At 59.0% G+C, this 18204-nt stretch carries 12 protein-coding genes; 8 read left to right on the top strand and 4 right to left on the bottom strand.

Annotated features, from left to right (window positions below; all coding sequences use genetic code 11):
- From glgX to treY, 4 genes are read left to right on the top strand one after another with little or no spacing between them, the layout of a single operon-like run.
- Positions 1–2109 (top strand): glycogen debranching protein GlgX, encoded by a 2109-nt coding sequence (gene glgX / locus Q0025_RS01235; protein WP_297295169.1) that lies wholly within the window; start codon positions 1–3, stop codon positions 2107–2109.
- A complete protein-coding gene (gene treZ / locus Q0025_RS01230; RefSeq protein ID WP_297295167.1) occupies positions 2106–3875 on the top strand; it encodes a malto-oligosyltrehalose trehalohydrolase in 1770 nt (589 codons plus the stop codon). Before glgX ends, treZ begins: the two co-directional genes overlap by 4 nt.
- A complete protein-coding gene (gene malQ / locus Q0025_RS01225) occupies positions 3872–5929 on the top strand; it encodes a 4-alpha-glucanotransferase (protein ID WP_297295166.1) in 2058 nt (685 codons plus the stop codon). The genes treZ and malQ overlap by 4 nt, the downstream gene beginning before the upstream one ends.
- The gene (gene treY / locus Q0025_RS01220) at positions 5926–8535 is read left to right on the top strand and encodes a malto-oligosyltrehalose synthase (protein ID WP_297295165.1); all 2610 of its coding nucleotides are present in this window, start codon (positions 5926–5928) and stop codon (positions 8533–8535) included. The genes malQ and treY overlap by 4 nt, the downstream gene beginning before the upstream one ends.
- A gap of 335 nt (positions 8536–8870) precedes the next feature.
- Here treY and Q0025_RS01215 read toward each other — a convergent pair whose 3' ends face one another.
- A complete protein-coding gene (locus tag Q0025_RS01215) occupies positions 8871–9965 on the bottom strand; it encodes an acyltransferase (protein ID WP_297295164.1) in 1095 nt (364 codons plus the stop codon).
- Complete coding sequence (locus Q0025_RS01210; protein WP_297295163.1) at positions 9952–11106, bottom strand: acyltransferase; 1155 nt, start codon at positions 11104–11106, stop codon at positions 9952–9954. The genes Q0025_RS01215 and Q0025_RS01210 overlap by 14 nt, the downstream gene beginning before the upstream one ends.
- Before the next feature lie 429 nt (positions 11107–11535).
- On the opposite strand from Q0025_RS01210, the gene Q0025_RS01205 reads away from it, so the two are divergent.
- Positions 11536–12462, top strand: a complete 927-nt coding sequence (locus Q0025_RS01205; protein ID WP_297295162.1) for an FAD:protein FMN transferase — start codon at positions 11536–11538, stop codon at positions 12460–12462.
- Here Q0025_RS01205 and Q0025_RS01200 read toward each other — a convergent pair.
- Positions 12459–12758 carry a hypothetical protein gene (locus Q0025_RS01200; protein ID WP_297295161.1) on the bottom strand — a complete coding sequence of 100 codons (300 nt, stop codon included), beginning with the start codon at positions 12756–12758 and terminating at the stop codon, positions 12459–12461. The two genes, Q0025_RS01205 and Q0025_RS01200, sit on opposite strands and share 4 nt — an antisense overlap.
- 257 nt (positions 12759–13015) lie before the next feature.
- On the opposite strand from Q0025_RS01200, the gene Q0025_RS01195 reads away from it, so the two are divergent.
- The 3 genes from Q0025_RS01195 to Q0025_RS01185 all read left to right on the top strand — a co-directional run bounded on the left by Q0025_RS01195 (position 13016) and on the right by Q0025_RS01185 (position 17700).
- Positions 13016–14110 (top strand): AI-2E family transporter, encoded by a 1095-nt coding sequence (locus Q0025_RS01195; protein WP_297295160.1) that lies wholly within the window; start codon positions 13016–13018, stop codon positions 14108–14110.
- A 4-nt stretch (positions 14111–14114) separates the two neighbouring features.
- Positions 14115–16700: a cation-translocating P-type ATPase gene (locus tag Q0025_RS01190; protein WP_297295159.1), complete on the top strand. Its 2586-nt coding sequence runs from the start codon at positions 14115–14117 to the stop codon at positions 16698–16700.
- A 136-nt stretch (positions 16701–16836) separates the two neighbouring features.
- Positions 16837–17700, top strand: coding sequence for a universal stress protein (locus tag Q0025_RS01185; RefSeq protein WP_297295158.1), 864 nt, complete (start codon positions 16837–16839; stop codon positions 17698–17700).
- A gap of 243 nt (positions 17701–17943) precedes the next feature.
- Here the strand turns inward: Q0025_RS01185 and Q0025_RS01180 are convergent, their stop codons facing one another.
- Positions 17944–18156, bottom strand: coding sequence for a hypothetical protein (locus Q0025_RS01180; protein ID WP_297295157.1), 213 nt, complete (start codon positions 18154–18156; stop codon positions 17944–17946).
- Between the last annotated feature and the right edge of the window lie 48 nt (positions 18157–18204).

Here is an 18204-nt window from a genome sequence, read left to right as displayed (position 1 = left end):
ATGGCAGAACTTTTTCCATCCCGATTATTGGCTGGCTCGCCTTATCCGCTTGGCGCGACATGGGACGGCCTCGGAACGAATTTTGCGGTCTTCTCCGCCCATGCCGAGGAAGTCGAGCTGTGCCTTTTCGATCCATCCGGACGACGGCAGATCGCATGCCTGACATTGCCCGAATGTACCGATGAGGTCTGGCATGGCTATTTGCCAAACGCGCGGGCAGGGTTGATTTATGGCTATCGCGTGCATGGCCCCTATGACCCACAGAACGGCCATCGCTTCAATCCGCATAAACTTCTGCTCGATCCCTATGCTCGCCAACTTGCCGGGGAATTGCGTTGGTCGGACGTGATGTTCGGTTATCGGGTCAATTCGCCGCGCGCGGATCTCTCGTTTGACCGACGCGACAGCGCGGCGGGAAATTTCAAGGCCGTCGTCACCACCGAAACATTCAATTGGGGCGACGACGAACCGCCGAATATACCCTGGTCCGAGACGGTGATTTACGAAGCACACCTACGCGGCCTGACGATATTGCGGGGGGATTTGCTCGCGCCGGAACGCGGAACCTTTGCCGCGCTTGGCGATCCAGCGCTCATCGATCACCTGCGGCGTCTTGGCGTCACGACAATCGAACTCATGCCGGTTCATGCCTTCGCGCAAGATCGCCATCTCTTGCAAAAGGGGCTGCGCAATTATTGGGGCTATAACAGCATCGGCTTCTTCGCGATTGAGCCGCAATATCTATCGACGGGACGGTCAAACGAGATGCGCGTCGCAATCCGCCGCCTCCACGCGGCGGGTCTGGAGGTCATTCTCGATGTTGTCTACAACCACACTGCGGAGGGAAGCGAATTAGGCCCGACGCTCGCCTTTCGCGGCCTCGATAATGCGAGCTATTACCGTCTCGTCGAAAGCGATAGGCGACGATGTGTCAATGACACCGGAACCGGGAACACGCTCAACCTTTCGCATCCGCGCGTCCTGCAAATGGTGATGGATTCGCTCCGCTATTGGGTGACATCCTTTCATGTCGATGGATTTCGGTTCGATCTTGGCGTGACGCTTGGCCGAGAGTCTTATGGGTTTGACCCGGGCGCCGGATTCTTCGATGCCTTGCGGCAAGACCCCATCCTCGCACGCGTGAAACTCATTTCCGAGCCCTGGGACATTGGTCCGGGCGGCTATCAGCTCGGCCAGCATCCGCCGGGTTTTGCAGAATGGAACGACCGCTATCGTGACGGCTTGCGCAGATTTTGGCGCAGCGATCCCGGACAGAGGCCGGATTTCGCGGCACGCCTTTCCGGCTCAAGCGATATCTTCGATCGGCGCTCACGCTGTCCGTGGGCCTCGATCAACTATGCCGCTTCGCACGACGGCTTCACGCTCATGGATACCGTCAGCTATGCCGACCGTCATAATGAAGCGAACGGCGAAGATAATCGCGACGGGATGACAGAGAATTATTCGGCGAATTGGGGTGTCGAAGGAGCCAGCGACGATCCGGATATTACGCAGACGCGCACGCGCCTGCGCCGTGCCATGCTGGCAACTCTCATATTCTCCCACGGTACGCCGATGCTTCTGGCGGGCGACGAAATCGGCCGCACGCAACGGGGCAACAATAATGCTTATTGCCAGGACAACGAAATCTCTTGGATCGATTGGAGCCTTGCACAATCACCAGACGGGAAATTGATGATCGATTTTGTCTCGCGGCTTTTAGCGTTGCGGCGCGACTATCCTGTCTTACGCTCGCGCCATTTTTTGCATGGCAAGCAGGAGCTAGCCCGAGGCGTCAAGGATATTTCATGGTTCAATTATCACGGAGAGTCGATCCCCGGGGATTTATGGAACAATCCTGGCAAGAGTTCGATTGTGCTTCGGCGCGCCGAGAAGAATTCCGATGGCCGCGTCGTCGCTTTGACGCTTTTGCTCAATCCGATCGGCGAACCGCGCGAATTCCAGTTGCCATCGCCACACGTGCCATCGTGCGTTTTGATCGATTCGAACGACCCGACTGTCATGCCATATGATCTCAATGAGGACAAAATCACCGTCATGCCACACAGCGCCGTTCTGCTCCGCGGCTTTCATGAAAGCCTGGGATGACGGCGCGCTTTGCATGCAGGCTGCCCTTCGGCGCGACATTGGTCGCCCCTGATCGCGCGCATTTTCGACTATTTGCCCCGGCGCAGAAGGCGGTCCAAGTCGAAATCGACGGTCAAGGACGCGCGGCGATGCGTCGTGACGATGCCGGCTGGTTTGAAGCCGAATTGGCCTGCGGTACCGGCGCACGCTACATTTATGTTTTGGACGATGGAAGCCGCGTTCCGGATCCGGCATCGCGTGCGCAGGCGCATGACGTTCATGATTGGAGCGTAGTCATCGATCCCGCAGCCTATGCGTGGCGGGAAACCAGATGGCAGGGGCGACCCTGGTACGAGACAATCATCTACGAGATCCATTGCGGGCTCTATGGCGGATTTCGCGGCGTTGAAGCCGCGTTGCCTCGGCTCGCTGATCTCGGCGTCACGGCGATCGAGCTGATGCCGATCAATGATTTCTCCGGCGGCCGCAATTGGGGCTACGACGGCGTGCTGCCATTCGCGCCCGATACGTCATACGGCTCGGTCGATGATCTGAAAGCTTTGATCGACGCGGCGCACGCGCACGGCCTGATGATTTTCCTCGACGTCGTCTATAACCACTTCGGCCCGGACGGCAATTACATCAGCCGCTATGCGCCGGCAACGTTTCGCGAGGATTACCGCACGCCCTGGGGGGCAGGGATCGATTTTCGCCGCCCCGACGTTCGCCGCTTCTTCACGGAGAACGCACTTTACTGGCTCTTGGAATATCGCTTCGACGGTCTACGCCTTGATGCCGTACACGCGATCAGCGAGCCGGATTGGCTGGATGAAATGGCCGCCGACGTGCGCGCCAGCGTCGAAGTCGGCCGGCATGTCCATCTCGTGCTCGAACATGAGGGCAATGTGTCGAGCCATTTGCGTGGCGGTTTTGACGCGCAATGGAATGACGATATCCACAATGTCATCCATGTTCTTTTGACCGGCGAAACGGAAGGCTATTATTGCGATTATGCCGAACGTCCCGCATCGAAACTCGCCAAAGGGCTGAGCGAAGGATTCATCTACCAGGGCGACGCATCCGCTCATCACGGCGGCAAGAGCCGCGGCACGCCAAGCGGCGATCTCGCGCCGATCTCATTTGTGTTCTTTCTGCAAAATCACGATCAGATCGGAAACCGTGCTTTTGGCGAGCGGTTGACGCGCCTCTGCTCAGCCGACGCGCTGGAAGCCGCGATCGCCTTGCAGATTCTGGCGCCGGAAATTCCGCTGATTTTCATGGGCGAGGAAGACGCAAGCACGACGCCGTTTTTATTTTTTTGCGATTACGATGGCGAACTCGCAGAGATCGTGCGCGACGGGCGACGGCATGAGTTTGCGCGCTTCAAGGCGTTCACCGACCCCGCATTGCGCGATGCGATTCCGGATCCGAATGCACCCTCAACATTTAGCCGATCGAAGCCCCTGCGCGACGAAACGCACGGCCGGGAGCGTTTCGATTATTATCGCCGGCTGTTGTCGTTACGGCGATCCTTGATTGTTCCACGGCTTAAAGGAGCCCGCACTGTCGGTGCGACCGTGCTCTCTGAGGCTGCCGTCCGCGTCCAATGGCGTCTGAACGACGGCAGCGAGTTGACACTCCTTTCGAATCTCGGCGCCGACGCCGCATGTGCCGTCCCGCCGACCGACACCATGATCTTTGAAAGCAAGCCGGGCGCGGCCGCCGCTTTGGACAATCGGACGTTGCTCGGCCATGCGACGGTCGCTTTTCTGAGCCGTGCATCGTGAGCGACAATACTCTCTATCGGCTTGCGCGGCATGCCGGCCTCCTCGTCGATTGGACGGACGCCGCAGACCGGCCGCAGCGTGTCTCCGACGAGACGGTGAGATTGGTTCTCGCCGCTCTCGGCTTTCCATGCGAGAGCGAAAGCGATTCGGCGCGCAGTCTAGCCGAACTCGACGCGGTCGAATCGACGTGCAGCCCGCAGTTCGTCACCGCGGATACCGATAGATCGATCCTTTTGCCTGGCGTCATCGATACTCAAGCCCGGTTGATGCTCGAGGACGGCGCGCAACAAGATGTAGCGCTCGCGCGCGGTCAAAATCGCTCTGCGAGGCTGCCCCCGATCGGACAGCCAGGCTACCACACGCTGCATCTCAAGGACCGCACGATCACGCTGGCGGTCGCACCGAAGCGCTGTTTTTCGCTGAGCGACGTCGCGGGAGATGCGAAGCTTTGGGGGCTCGCTGTTCAACTTTATGGGCTTCGGCGCGACGGCGACGACGGCTGCGGAGACACGCGAGCACTGGCGATGCTCGCGCGCGACGCAGCGGCGCGGGGCGCCGACGCGGTTGCGATCAGTCCAATCCATGCTTTGTTCAGCGCGCGCCCGGACAAATTCAGTCCCTATGCGCCGTCGAATAGGCTGTTTCTCAATCCCTTGCTTGCCGATTCCGATTTTCTTTTCGGCGAATTTCCGCTTGCCCAACCGAAATCGGCGTATGCGCCCGATTACGCGAACGATGCCTTAGTCGATTGGCCGCGTGCCGCCGCGCGCAAAATCGCGCGTTTGCGCGCGCTTTTCGATGACTTTTGGACTCGACTCAGCAATGGCGAGGACGCGCTCGTCCACCAATTTATGACGTTTCGGCAAATGGGTGGTCAAGCGCTCGAAAATCATGCGCTCTTCGAGGCCATTCACGCTGAAATGGTCGGTCGCGATCCGCACAATTGCGGTTGGCAAACGTGGCCCGAGGCCTATTCTGCGCCCGATCGGCCGGCCGTTTCGCGTTTCGCAGTCACTCATCAGCGCGACGTGACCTTTCATATTTTCTTGCAATGGATCGCCGATGCCGCATTTGCCAACGCGCAGCATCAAGCGCGCGCTGCTGGGATGCGCCTCGGATTGATTTCCGATCTTGCCGTCGGCATGGAACCGGGCGGCAGCTATACATGGGCCGATCGACGCAGCGTGCTCGACCGCATGACGATCGGCGCGCCGCCCGACCTTTTCAATGCGCAAGGGCAGGGGTGGGGTCTGACGACCTTCTCGCCGCGCGGCCTCGTCGAGCGGCATTTTGCTCCCTTCATCGAGACTTTGCGCGCGTCGATGCGGCACGCCGGCGGCATCCGCATCGATCATGTGCTCGGATTGAAGCGGCTCTGGGTCGTGCCTAAAGACGTCCCGGCGCGTGCGGGCGCTTATCTGGCCTATCCGTTCGACGATCTGTTGCGGCTCGTTCGGCTTGAATCGCAGCGTCACCGCGCCGTCGTCATCGGTGAGGATCTTGGCACAGTACCCGATGGGCTGCGCACGACGCTTTCAGACAGTGCCATCGCCGGTATGGACGTTCTGTGGTTCTCCCGCGACGAGAGCGGCTTCATCGATCCGCGGCTGTGGCGGCGCGATGGCGTCGCGATGACGACGACACATGATCTTCCGACGATCGCCGGTTGGTGGCGCGGCGTCGATATTGCGCATGGCACGGGTGAGGACGACGTTGCGGCTAACGCAGCAGAGAAAGCCGCACGGGCGGCGGACCGCGCCGATCTGGAGCGCGCCTTCTCCGACGCGCAGGTCGCGGCAGAGGTCCCCGCAACGTCCGACGAAAGCGCCGCCACCGTCGACACGGCGATCGGCTTTGTAGGGAAATCGCCGGCACCGCTCGTTTTGCTGCCGCTTGAAGATCTATTGGGGCTTGAGGATCAGCCCAATGTACCCGGCACGACTGATACGCAGCCAAATTGGCGACGCCGTTATCCCATTTCGGCAGATGAAGTCTTTGCAAATCAGCGTGCGGCGGCCCGCGCAGCGATGTTGACGGGAAGGACTGACGCGTGACAATCCCGCGCGCGACGATGCGTTTGCAATTTCACCAGGATTTCACGTTCAGCGACGCCATCGCGATCCTGCCTTATCTTGACGCGCTCAATATAAGCCATGTTTACGCGTCGCCCATTCTCAAGGCCCGCGCTGGGTCGGCTCACGGCTATGACGTGGTCGACCCGACGCAGATCAATCCAGAATTGGGCGGCGAACAAGGCTTTTGCGATCTCGTGCATGCGCTACGGGCCCGATCGCTTGGGATCATCGTCGACATCGTTCCCAATCACATGGCCGTCGGAGGCGACGACAACGCCTGGTGGCTCGATCTGCTTCAGAATGGCCGGGAAAGCCGGTATGCGAAATATTTCGACATCGATTGGAACGTCATGGACGGAAAAATACTCGCGCCGTTCCTCGGTGGCCCTTATAGCGAGACAATCCGTAGGGGCGATGTCGCGTTGACGCTCGACGCCGCGCGCGGAGGATTTGAGGTAGAATATTACCAGCATCGGTTTCCAATCAGACAAGACGATTTTGACGACATCGAGAGACGCTCGCTGGCAGCGTTTGATCCCACGAGCGAAAAGGGCGTCCACCATCTTCACGAATTGCTGGAGAAGCAACACTACCGCCTTGCCTGGTGGAAAACGGCGAATGACGCGATCAATTGGCGACGATTTTTTGACATCAATGAGCTCGCCGCGCTCCGGCAGGACGACGACGATGTCTTTGCCGCGACGCACGGGAAAATCTTTGAACTTTATGCGCGCGGTCTGATCGACGGCGTGCGGATCGATCACGTCGATGGTCTGTCGGATCCCGGGGCTTATTGCCGCAAGCTCCGTGCGGGATTTGAGGCGCTTGCGCCGCGGCGTCCGCAGCATTGTCCGGCGCGGGCCTATATCGTCGTCGAAAAAATTCTCGGTGCCGATGAAGGCTTGCCGCGCGATTGGGCATGCGATGGCACGACGGGCTATGACTTCATGGACGAAGTGTCGCGTTTCCTGCACGCAAGCAGCGGCGGCCGCTCGCTGGCGGATTTTTGGCAAGCCATCAGTGGGCGCCCGGCGGATTTTTCCCATGAAGAAGACGTGGCGCGGCGCGACATCCTGATGCGCAGCTTTTCGGCGCAGTTCGATGGCTTGATCGGTGCGCTCTCGCAAGGCGCGGCCGGCGAATTGGGTTCCCGCGACGTCACGGGTCCGGCAATCCGTCGGGTCATGATCGAAATTCTGGCGCATCTGCGCGTCTATCGCACCTATGCGCGCGTCGGCGCGGCGTCACCGGCCGATGATCATCATCTGAGCCATGCCGTCACCGCGTCGTTGCGAAGCTGTTTGCCGGCGGACAAGGAGGTTTTGCTCTGGGTCGCGGCCTGGCTTGGCGGCGCAGAAATGCCCGGCGATCCGCAACGTCGTGCGGACGCAATCCGCAAATTCCAACAGTTGAGCGCACCTTTGGCGGCGAAGGCGGTCGAAGATACCGCATTTTATCGGCATGGTGCGCTACTGTCCCGGCTCGATGTCGGATTCGACGCGATGCGATTCGCAAGCGACAAGGATGCATTTCATCGGCAGATGAAAGACCGTCTGGCCTTTTTTCCGCACGGTATGTTGGCGACCGCAACGCACGATCATAAACGTGGCGAGGATTCGCGTGCACGTTTGGCCGTCCTGAGCGAGGTTCCAGAGATTTGGCAGCACACGCTGCGAACATGGCTTCGCGACGCAGCACCGTTGTTTACGCAGCTCGAGGGCAGGGCTACGCCTTCGGCCGGCGATGCCGCCATCTTGTTCCAGGCCGTCGTCGGGGCATGGCCGCTGGACCTCGTATGGAGCGACCGGCGCGGCTGCGCGGATTATTGCGCGCGTTTGGCGATATGGCAGCGGAAGGCCTTGCGGGAAGCCAAGCTGCGGACCGACTGGTCCGTTCCCAACGAAGCTTACGAAACGGCCGCCCGAGATTTTCTTCTTGCGATCTTCCAGGACGCCTGGCGCGAGAAGATCGCGGCATTCGTCGACCGCATCAGCGCTGCTGGAGCAGCCAAGGGTCTCGTTCAGACGCTCCTGAAGCTGACGTGCCCCGGCGTTCCCGATCTTTATCAGGGAACGGAATTCTGGGATTTCAGCCTGGTCGACCCCGATAACCGGCGCCCGGTCGATTACGCGGCGCGTGTGGCCGCTTTGGCGCAAGCGAACGCACCGGCGGATCTCGCGCAAACCTGGCGCGACGGTCGAATCAAGCAATCCCTCATCGCCCGGAGTCTCGCCGCACGCCGGCGGCTGCCGGATCTCTTCGAAAAAGGCGATTATGCCGAAATCGATATCGGCGGCCCGAACGGGCAGGGCGTTTTCGCTTTTGCCCGTCAATTCAACGATGCTGCTGCGCTTATTGTCGGGGCGCGGTTCTCGCGCAGCTTGCTCGACCGAGACCGAATCGGTTTTGCCGCGGCGGAGCTCGCGGGGCTGGAATTAGGCCTGCCGCGGTCCTTCCTCACGGGTCGGCTCGAAAATGTGTTCACGGGCCTGCCGGTGGCAATCTCAGGCAGGACTGTTTCGGGTGAGCAGCTTCTGGATCGCTTGCCTGTGGCGCTTCTCGTCTCGGACAGTCGTGGCGACTGAGAGCGCAGCTTCAATTGTTGCCGCGCGAGAGAACCGTTCGTGCCTCATGTGCAATGCGGCGAATCCACAGATCAACGTGAACGTGACCTTGGCGCCCAGACCGAATTCGGCAATCGTTATCGGGCCCTCCCTAGGAGCCGCCCTGGCCAGCCGCGCTCCGAAGGCCGACGCCGGGGAGGGCTTTTCTAGACTCTATGCCGAGTGCCGCTCAGCGGAGCGGATTTTCCGAACGCCGCAGCACGAGGTCTCAGCTTTCATCAGGACTGACCTGAGCCGCCCCGGTTACAGCGCCTCAAGGCCCCGGAAGACGCCTGCAATACCGCCCCGCAACGATTCTAAGCTTGCGCCGCTGTCGATGCGGAAGGCCGCGGCATCGTCAAAAGCTTCTGAATATGCCGCGTCATCGGCCGTTCAAAGAAAAGATGCAGCAGGATTGCGGTCGGCATAATGAGGAGCAGCGCCGAGCCGACGAAAACCCATGGCGAAACGAAGAGACTGAGGCCGAGCCGATCCCAAATAAGGCGCAGGGCACGAATGACGAGCGGATGCAAAAGGTAAAGCGCATAAGAGGCATCGCCTAACAGAATGAGAAAGCCAAGAGGCCACGGCGTCGCTCCATGGGTGCCGTCGCGCAACACCGCCGCGGCGACAATGAGCAAGGCAGGCACACCCCAAAGCAGCGGCCGCCACGCGCCATGGGCGTCGCCCCCGCAGATCGTCGTCGCGGCAAAGCCGCTGACGCCGCAGAGGAGCAACAGAAAAGCCAACCAAGGCGAAAGCCGCTGGCCCCTGAGAAAAACCGCGGCAAGAAGAGCACCCATGACAAATTCAAGAATGATCGGATGGGTCCAGAAGGCGACGGGCCCGGCTGCGGGCGAGAGGATGACGCCCATTGCGACGAGCGCAAGAAACAAGGCGGCTATGCTCGAGAGTGCCCAACGCATTGGCAGAAAGAGCAGGGCGGCGAAGACGAAGTAGAAGAACATCTCGTAATTGAGCGTCCAGCCAAGCTTGTAGATCGGTCGGATGTCGTCGGTGCCTGCGTGAGCATAGGGAATGAAGAAATAGGATTTGACGATCTCGAAGCTCGTAGGGCGCGCGCTCGAGATCGCATGCGGCAGCAGCAGCATCGTCGCGAGAAAGATCGTCGTCGTCAGCCAATAGAGCGGCACGATCCGCGCGATCCGACGCCGCAAGAAGATGCGCCCGCCTGCCGCGCTTTCAAAAAGATCGTGCGACGCATAGACCATGACGAAGCCTGATATGATGAAGAACAGATCGACGCCGGCGCCTGTCAGATCGAGAAGTATCGGTCTAAAATGCGAGGCGGCCGCCGCCGGCATGCTGAGAGATTCGGACTGAAGATGCCCAAAGGCTACGGATAGCGCAGCCGTCGCACGCAATATTTGAATCGACCTAATCTGGGGCATTTGACACCAAAATCTCTTGCGACTCTGCGGGACTCCTTTGTTGCATTGTGCGCCCCGCGTCGGGCTGCCACCATCGGCGCAGCGCCGCTGTTACCGGTTTTTCGATCAGCGCATGAATCGCGACACTAAGGCCGAGCGCGACGAGAATCTCGCCTGCGACGAGTGGCCAAAAGCCGATCAAATTTGCCAAGCCGAGCGCGAGACAGCATTTGCGCAGGAAAATGATGGCGAGCGGATGAAAAAGGTAGAGCGCATAAGACGCATCGCCGATGAGCGCGACGAAAGCGGCGGCGCGACCGCCGGTTGAGGTCGATGATGCCCCCAACACAACCGCCGCGAAAATAGCCGCCATTGGAAAACCCGCGCCAAAAAGGCGACCAAAGCCATTGTTGTCGACCCCGAGCGCACTGACTCTTGTCATCTGATCGATGTCGAGAGTTAGTAGGCCGATACCGCCCAAAAGAAAAAGCAGCGTATATCTGCCGCTAAGACGGAAGCCTCTCTGCCAAAGCAGCGCGATCGACATTCCCAACAGAAACTCAAGGACGATTGGATCGCTCCAATAGGCGAGTGCCGTCGCCGATGGCTTGGCGAGCGCACCCGCAACAACCGCCGAGACCAACACGAGGCTCGTCGCGGCGACGGCGACGGGACTCCGAAAGCGCACGGCTAAGGCAAAGAGGATATAGAAAAACATCTCGTAATTGAGAGTCCAACCTTGAGCCGCGAGCGGACGCGGTTGGCCGTCTTCGGGTCTGGCGAAAGGGAAGAAGCCAAAGGAGGCGAGGATTTCGGAAATATCGGGAAATGCGTGCTTTCCGAGCCAAGCGGCGTAGGCGGAAAAGATAAGCGCTATTGCGGTTATGAGCCAATAAAGCGGGACAATGCGTATGAGGCGTCGGCTGATGAACGCGGAGCTGGCGCCCGGCGTCGCAAACAGGTTTTGCGAAGAATAAACCATGATGAAGCCGGAGATCACAAAAAACAGATCAACGCCCGAATCCCACGGGACAAGCGTCAGCCGCGTGAAATGCGTGCCGTTCTTCAGCGCCGCGACCCATGTGTCGTTTTGCGCGTGGCTGAAGACGACCATCAGCGCCGCAACGGCTCTTAAAATTTGGATAGCCCCAATTTGGATCATACGCTACGCGGCTGCATGATCGGTGCCGAAACAAAACGCGACATCCGACAGGCGCCCCCTCCGAAGGATTGGTCGACTTTCGCAGCTCTCGGGCCCGTCGCCCCCGATCTCCATCGCGCTCCGCCGATGCCTTGACGGCCTCGATCGCGCGTCGCGACTGCGTTCACCTTGCCGCCGAGAGGGCGATATTGACGCGCCAAAACGAGACAGCGATCGCCGGATAGCGCAGACCCGGTCCGTTCAGGCTCCGGCGTGAGAAAAAATACAATCGAAGAAAATTCTCTAAGTCGCTGATATATCGTGCTTAACATAAGATCGCAAACCTTTGCGAGGGATATGATCATGGGCCAATTCCGTCGGATTGGCTATTGAACCGTCATTGTATCGTAAAGATGCCTAGCGTCTGGAAATGACCAAGATGAGTGATCGGTGATTCAGAATGCATTGCTAACGAAAAGCTTCTTTGCCATGGGGTGCCCCTGCGCCATCTCACTGGCCGGTGCCGAGGCACAGGAGGCTATTGATGCGGCCGTTGCAGAAATTGGTCGGCTGGAACGCGCTTATTCTCGCTATCGTCCAGGCAGCATAACAAGTGCGATCAACGAAGCGGCGCGACGCGGCGCATCCATCGATGTTGACGACGAGACGGCTGAGCTCCTCGATCGTGCTTTCCGGCTTTATCGACGATCAGATCGCTTGTTCGATATTACCTCGGGCTTGCTGAGGAGAGTCTGGAACGAGGCGACGCTTGCTCCGCCCGAGGCGTCGGCCGTTGCTCGTCTTTTGGAGCGAATCGGGTTGGATAAGCTCGAATGGAAACGACCCACACTTGCATTTTCGCAAAGAGAAATGGAAGTCGACTTCGGAGGCCTTGTGAAGGAGTATGCTGCCGACCAAGCTGCCGCGCTCTGTCGCTCGCGAGGCAGCGTTCGCGGAATTATCGATCTTGGCGGCGACCTCTCGATCTTCGGCGCCAATCCGGATGGATCGCCGTGGCGGGTTGGGATTGCCGAACCAGCAGATCCTTCGCGCGCTGCCGCTACCCTTTTTGTCGCTGGGGACTGCGGCATCGCGACGAGCGGCGATTATCGGCGCTTCTGGAATTTTAACGGCCGGCGTTACGGGCACATCCTCAACCCGATGACCGGTTGGCCCGTCGAGGGCCTCGCGTCCGTCACGGTCGTCGCGGAGACCTGCGCCGAAGCCGGAGCGCTCTCGACCGTCGCCATGCTAAATGGCAAGGACGGGATCGATTGGCTGTCGCGTCACGCGGGTCCGCATGTCTATATCGATCGGGCAGGGCGTTTGGGTGGAAGTGCAATTCCGACCGCCGCGGCCAATCGCGACGACGCTTAACCTTTTAGGCTCGCTGATAATTGCAGCATGCCCTGGATAAAGCTCTGCCGAGAGACGGCACCGGTATTATTCGGATCCAATGCGGAGAAAATCGAATTGGACCCCATCGACTGAAAGCTCGCCGGCGCATTCAGGCTCGAAAATGCTTGCGTGAATTGGGCGCGCGTGACAGTGCCTGAACCAGGTGTGGTGAGCTGACTGAAGATCGCATTATATCTTTGCGATAGGGGCTGACGTGCGCTTGCCCCGGTCATGGCCTGCATATTGACGCCACCTAAGGCTCCTGAAACCAGCATCTCATACTCCCAAGATTCGTCGCCCAGGAAAACATCTCTCCCTCCAAGCTTGAGCGAACCTTGTCTCGGCGAGAGTGAACGAGAGGCGTCCTCCGGCGCCCCATTGCCCGACCGCAATGCTTGAATTCCGCCCTGAAACCGACGCTCTCATTGGCCACAGGCCAGCCGGCCATTCGCTCACGCGCCCAATTGAGGCAGGTCAATGCTCGCATTCGAGACGTTCCTATTTTCATCGTGGGTGCCATCCGGAGTTGCCGATGACCGACGCGCTCCCGCAACCGGGGCCTAAAGGCATTGAGAGCTTTGCAGCGCGGGTTTTGCTTGTCATCCTGCTCGGTGCGCTGACGCTCGCAGCTTGGCGGCTCATCAATATTGCGATCCTGGTTTTTGGCGCCGTTCTCATTGCGATCGGCCTGCGCGAGATATCAACTGTTCTGACGAGGTGGATCAAAATCGCGGAACCGGCGGGCCTTGCCATCGCGGTCATGTTGTTCGCGACCACTCTCGCAGCTGTCGTTTTGCTATTTGGATCTTTGATTGTGGCTCAGACCGACGAGCTCATCCGGGGAGTACCCGAGGGCTTTCGAATCGTCACCACGAAAATACAGGCGCTCCCCTATGGGGCCTACGCCTTGGAGCAGGCTAAAGGGGTCGGTCCTTCGCAACTGGCAGGGTGGGCCGCGCAGGAGACAGCTGCCATTGCAAGGTCGCTCGCACGCGGCGTCGGTTATGGCGTGCTCATTTTTCTCGCCGCAATTTATCTCGCCGCCCAGCCAGGACTCTACCGCGCACTTTGCCTGCGGCTTGTGCCACCGGCGCATCGGCCACGAATTGACACGCTATTTGATCGCGCAGGAAAAGTTTTACGAAAGTGGCTCTTGGCTCAGCTCGTGGTCATGACTGTCATTGGCACCTTGTCGGGACTCGGCCTTTGGGCATTAGGCATAGAAGCAGCTTTCGTCCTCGGTTTGACCGGCGGCATCCTGACATTCATCCCTTACATCGGCGCCATATTGGCCGCCGTCCCCGCAACGCTGGTCGCGCTCACGCAGGGTCCGTGGCAAGCTCTTGAGGTTATCGGGATGTATGCCGCAGTTCATTTCGTTGAGGGTAATTTCATAACGCCGTTGGTGCAGGCGGAGGCGACCTCCCTGCCACCGGTCCTGTCACTGCTCTCGACGGTGGCCTGTAGTATGCTTTTCGGCGTCTCCGCCGTGTTTCTTGCCGCGCCTCTGACGCTTCTTCTTCTTGTTGTCGTCGAAGTTATCTACATGGAAGGGATGCTGGGGGATACCCCGGACTTGCCGTTTTCCGCGGCTTTGCCGACTGTTGAACATCCGAAGGACGCTTAGGAAAATGTCCCTCGAGGCGGAAGCGTCGCTGGCTGCTGCGAAACCAAGCGGTATTGCGTCCAATGTCGCCGCCGAGCGATTACGCCGCGACGGCCCCAATGAATTGCCTCAGGACCAATCGCGCGGATTGATGCGCATCATCACCGATGCTCTTCGAGAACCGATGCTGCAACTCCTCCTCGCCGCTAGCATCATTTATCTTTTCTTGGGCAGCGTTACGGAAGCATTGATCCTCCTTGGCTTCGCGCTTATCAACATCGCTCTTGTCGTTGTGCAAGAAAGCCGCAATGAGCGCGCTCTGGCGGCTCTGCGGGATTTGACCAGTCCTCATGCGATCGTCATCCGCGATAAGTGTCGGCGGCGGATATTGGCGCGAGAGGTGGTGGAAGGGGACATCGTCGTTCTGACTGAGGGAGACCGAGTACCGGCCGATGCCTTGGTGCTTGAGGCCGACAATATGAAGGTCGACGAGTCCTTGCTAACCGGCGAGTCAGTTCCCGTATGCAAAGTTATCAATCCCGACGCCGTCCCTTCCGGTCCTGAAATACGGCCGGGCGGCGACGACAGCCCTTATATTTGGGCTGGAAGTCTCGTCGTCTCGGGTGATGCCATCGCGTGTGTGACGGCGACGGGGTCGCGGAGCGCCATAGGAAAAATCGGAAGCTCTCTACACACGGTTGAGGCCGCGCCAACACCCCTGCAAGTACAAACCAGACGGCTGGTTTGGCTATTTGCTGGCGTGGGCGCTGCAGCCTCCACAATTCTCGCACTTGCATATGGCATGCTTCAAGGATCTTGGATGAATGCCATACTTGCCGGCATCACATTGGCAATGGCGACATTGCCGGAAGAGTTTCCGGTCGTCCTTGCGGTATTTCTGGTGCTCGGCGCTTGGCGGATGTCTAAATACCACGTGATTGTCCGCCGCTCGTCGGCAATTGAAGCGCTTGGCGCGGCGACCGTGCTCTGCAGCGATAAGACGGGTACGCTCACGCTCAACAAAATGTCGGTAGCGAAAATAATTGTCGACGATGTGGAGCTCGCTGTTAGCGAGGAGTCCACGCAATTACCGGAACAGTTCCGTGCTCTGATTGAATACGCGATCCTCGCTAGCCAACCGGATCCGTTTGACCCGATGGAGCGAGCCTTTAGAGAACTTGGCCAAAGATGCGGAGTTGAAACGGATCATCTGCACAAAGGGTGGGCTATTGCGAAAACCTACCCGTTGCATCCCGATTTGCTTGCCACGTCGCAGATATGGCGCGCGACGAAACGACAGGCGCCTTCTGTCATCGTCGCCAGCAAGGGGGCGCCGGAAGCAATCGTCGATCTATGCCACCTCGACGCTATTCATGCAGACATCGTCAGGGACGCCGCGACGGCTCTTGCGGCCGACGGATTGCGTGTTCTCGGCATAGCCAAAGCGACGTTCGCGCGCGATGCGCATCCGCAAAGCCAGCAGGAGTTTGATTTCTCATTCCTTGGTCTCGTCGGCCTCGCAGATCCATTGCGGCCGGGCGTGAGAGGCGCCGTGGCGGCCTGCCGCACGGCGGGGATTCGCGTGGTCATGATCACCGGCGATCACCCGGCCACGGCGCGCGCCATCGCGCGCCAAGCGGGCATATCCGACGACGACGTCCTGACAGGTCACACCATGCTGGCGCTGGACGACCAACAACTCCTCGAGAAGGCCCGCGATACATCCATTTTCGCCCGCATTATGCCAGAGCAAAAGCTGCGGCTGGTCAATGCTTTCGTGGCAAATGGCGATGTTGTCGCCATGACCGGCGACGGCGTCAACGATGCTCCCTCGCTCAAAGCTGCCCATATCGGCGTAGCCATGGGCGGACGTGGCACCGACGTCGCACGCGAAGCCGCGTCGCTCGTGCTTCTGAATGACGATTTCGAAAGCCTTGTTACCGCAGTCCGCCTCGGCCGGCGCATCGATGACAATTTGCGCAAGGCGATCTCTTACATTCTCGCGGTGCATGTCCCGATCGCGGGCATGTCCCTGATTCCTGTATTTTTTGGTTGGCCGTTGTTGCTCGGACCGATTCATGTGGTGTTTTTGGAATTGATCATAGATCCGGTGTCCTCAATCGCGTTTGAGGCAGAACCGGAAGCGCATGGACTGATGAAACATCCGCCGCGTGACCCCAAGGCGCCGCTCTTTAGCCTGACTCTCCTCGCGCACGGCTTAACGCAGGGCGCCATCGTGTTGGCTATGGCGCTTATCGTCTTCTATTTGGGAATCCAGGGCGATCACAGCGAGTCGGTTGCCCGGACTATGGCATTCATTACCCTTGTTTTGGGCAACTTGGGTCTCGTTCTGACCAACCGCTCGTTGGACTCTAGCGTCATATTCTCCCTTACGAAGCCGAACGCAACCTTGGTGATCGTCTTTGTAACCGCATTGGTGGCGCTTACGGCGGCTCTGCTCGTTCCGTGGCTCAGATCGCTCTTCGCATTTGAACGTCTCAATTGGGGGCAAATCGGCGAAGCCATGGGCGCAGCAGGGATAAGTCTCATCATAAACGACGTGATATTTATTTTCGTTAGAAAGGCGCAAGCGCTGGCAGGAGCCAACTGATCTATCCCATCGCCCGAGCACGTTATAGACCTGGATACTTGCGAAGCCAGCACAATGGTCAGGTCTTCGTGACGGAGAAGCGAGCGCCCGCACCTGTTTTTTTGAGTATCGAAGGTTATGCGAAGCGGAGACGCCAATGTGTTCAGAGCAAGTATCGAGCGATAACGCCTTTAAATCGATCTACCTGAATATCGTCATCGACGAAGATCCGATCACGCAAGCCGCGATCGATTACGCGCTTTACTTTTGCGACGCGCAAAAGGCTCATCTGACTGTCGATCTCACGACGACCATCATTGATATGCCGTCGGGTTATCTGTTACCGGCCATTGACGAGGCCCTCCGGGTTTTGAATGACGAAAGGCGGAAGAAGGCGGCCCATGTGCAGCAGCAAATAGAACTCGCCGCGCAGCTCTCTGGAATAGCGATAGACTGTCATGTCGTTCGCGCCGCATATGCCCAGATACGCGATCGCTTTGTCATGACGGCGCGCCTCAGTGATCTTTGCGTGCTGTCCATGCCCGGTGGTATCCTGCCGACGAAGAATGACATCCTGGAAGATATTTTATTCGGTTCTGGTAGACCGGTCATCGTCGTACCGACTCAATTCGTGCGGCAACCGTCTCTTGAGCATACGGCCGTCGCTTGGGATGGTAGCCGCGAGGCGGCACGTGCAATCGGAGATGCCATTCCTTTGCTAAAAGATGCCCACACTATAGAAATTCTCTGTGTGGAGTCGGATCAGAGCGAGCAGGGCGGTGCGGGAACGGATCTTGCTCGGCGTCTCGGCCGTCACTGCAGCGGCGCGTTGAAGTTGGTCGAGTTGCCGCTGACGGAATCGGATGCGGGCTCCATCCTGCGGGCCCATCTCGAGGCTGCGGCGCCGGACTTACTGGTCATGGGCGCTTATGGTCATTCGCGTTTTCGGGAGTTCTTATTGGGGGGCGTCACAAGGACCTTACTTCGCGATTCCAAGGTACCGCTATTTTGCTCGCACTGACCTTTGATCACCCTCGATTCGCGAATGGATCGCGTTCCCGCGCCGCGGAACGCTACCGGCAGTGGCGCGATCTGTATCGATCCAGCTAGTTCTCTTAAAATTGTGTCGGCTTGGCTGACGCCAACGGACTGGATCGGAACGAGAGGCTTGGATCCCCAGCCCTGGCGCCCGATCCGAGCAGAATTTGCTCGGATGCGGAGTAAATTATCAGCGTCTTGTTGTCGTGCTTGTATCCGGGCGCGCTCAACCGCCGAGTTTCAAACCCGTCAACGCCGCTTGCACACCAGCGGTCGAAGTCGAGGACGTCGTTTTCGGCTTATAGTCGCCGTCGGAATCTTTCACGGAGGACGTATTGGCGTTCGCGGCTTTGTAATCACCGTCGCTGACGCGATTGTTCGTCGTTTGGATATTGCTGGGGGCGGCAGACGTCGTAGAGCCCACTCCGGAGACGATCATGATTCATTCCTCTTCATTTGCAGCCCCAAGCTTATGCAGCAATCCCTA

Origin of the sequence: uncultured Methylovirgula sp. (assembly GCF_947646745.1) — a bacterium.
Taxonomy (GTDB): Bacteria; Pseudomonadota; Alphaproteobacteria; order Rhizobiales; family Beijerinckiaceae; genus Methylovirgula.
The sequence above is the reverse complement of the archived record's forward strand: the minus strand, read 5'-3'. Positions and strand labels throughout refer to the sequence as shown.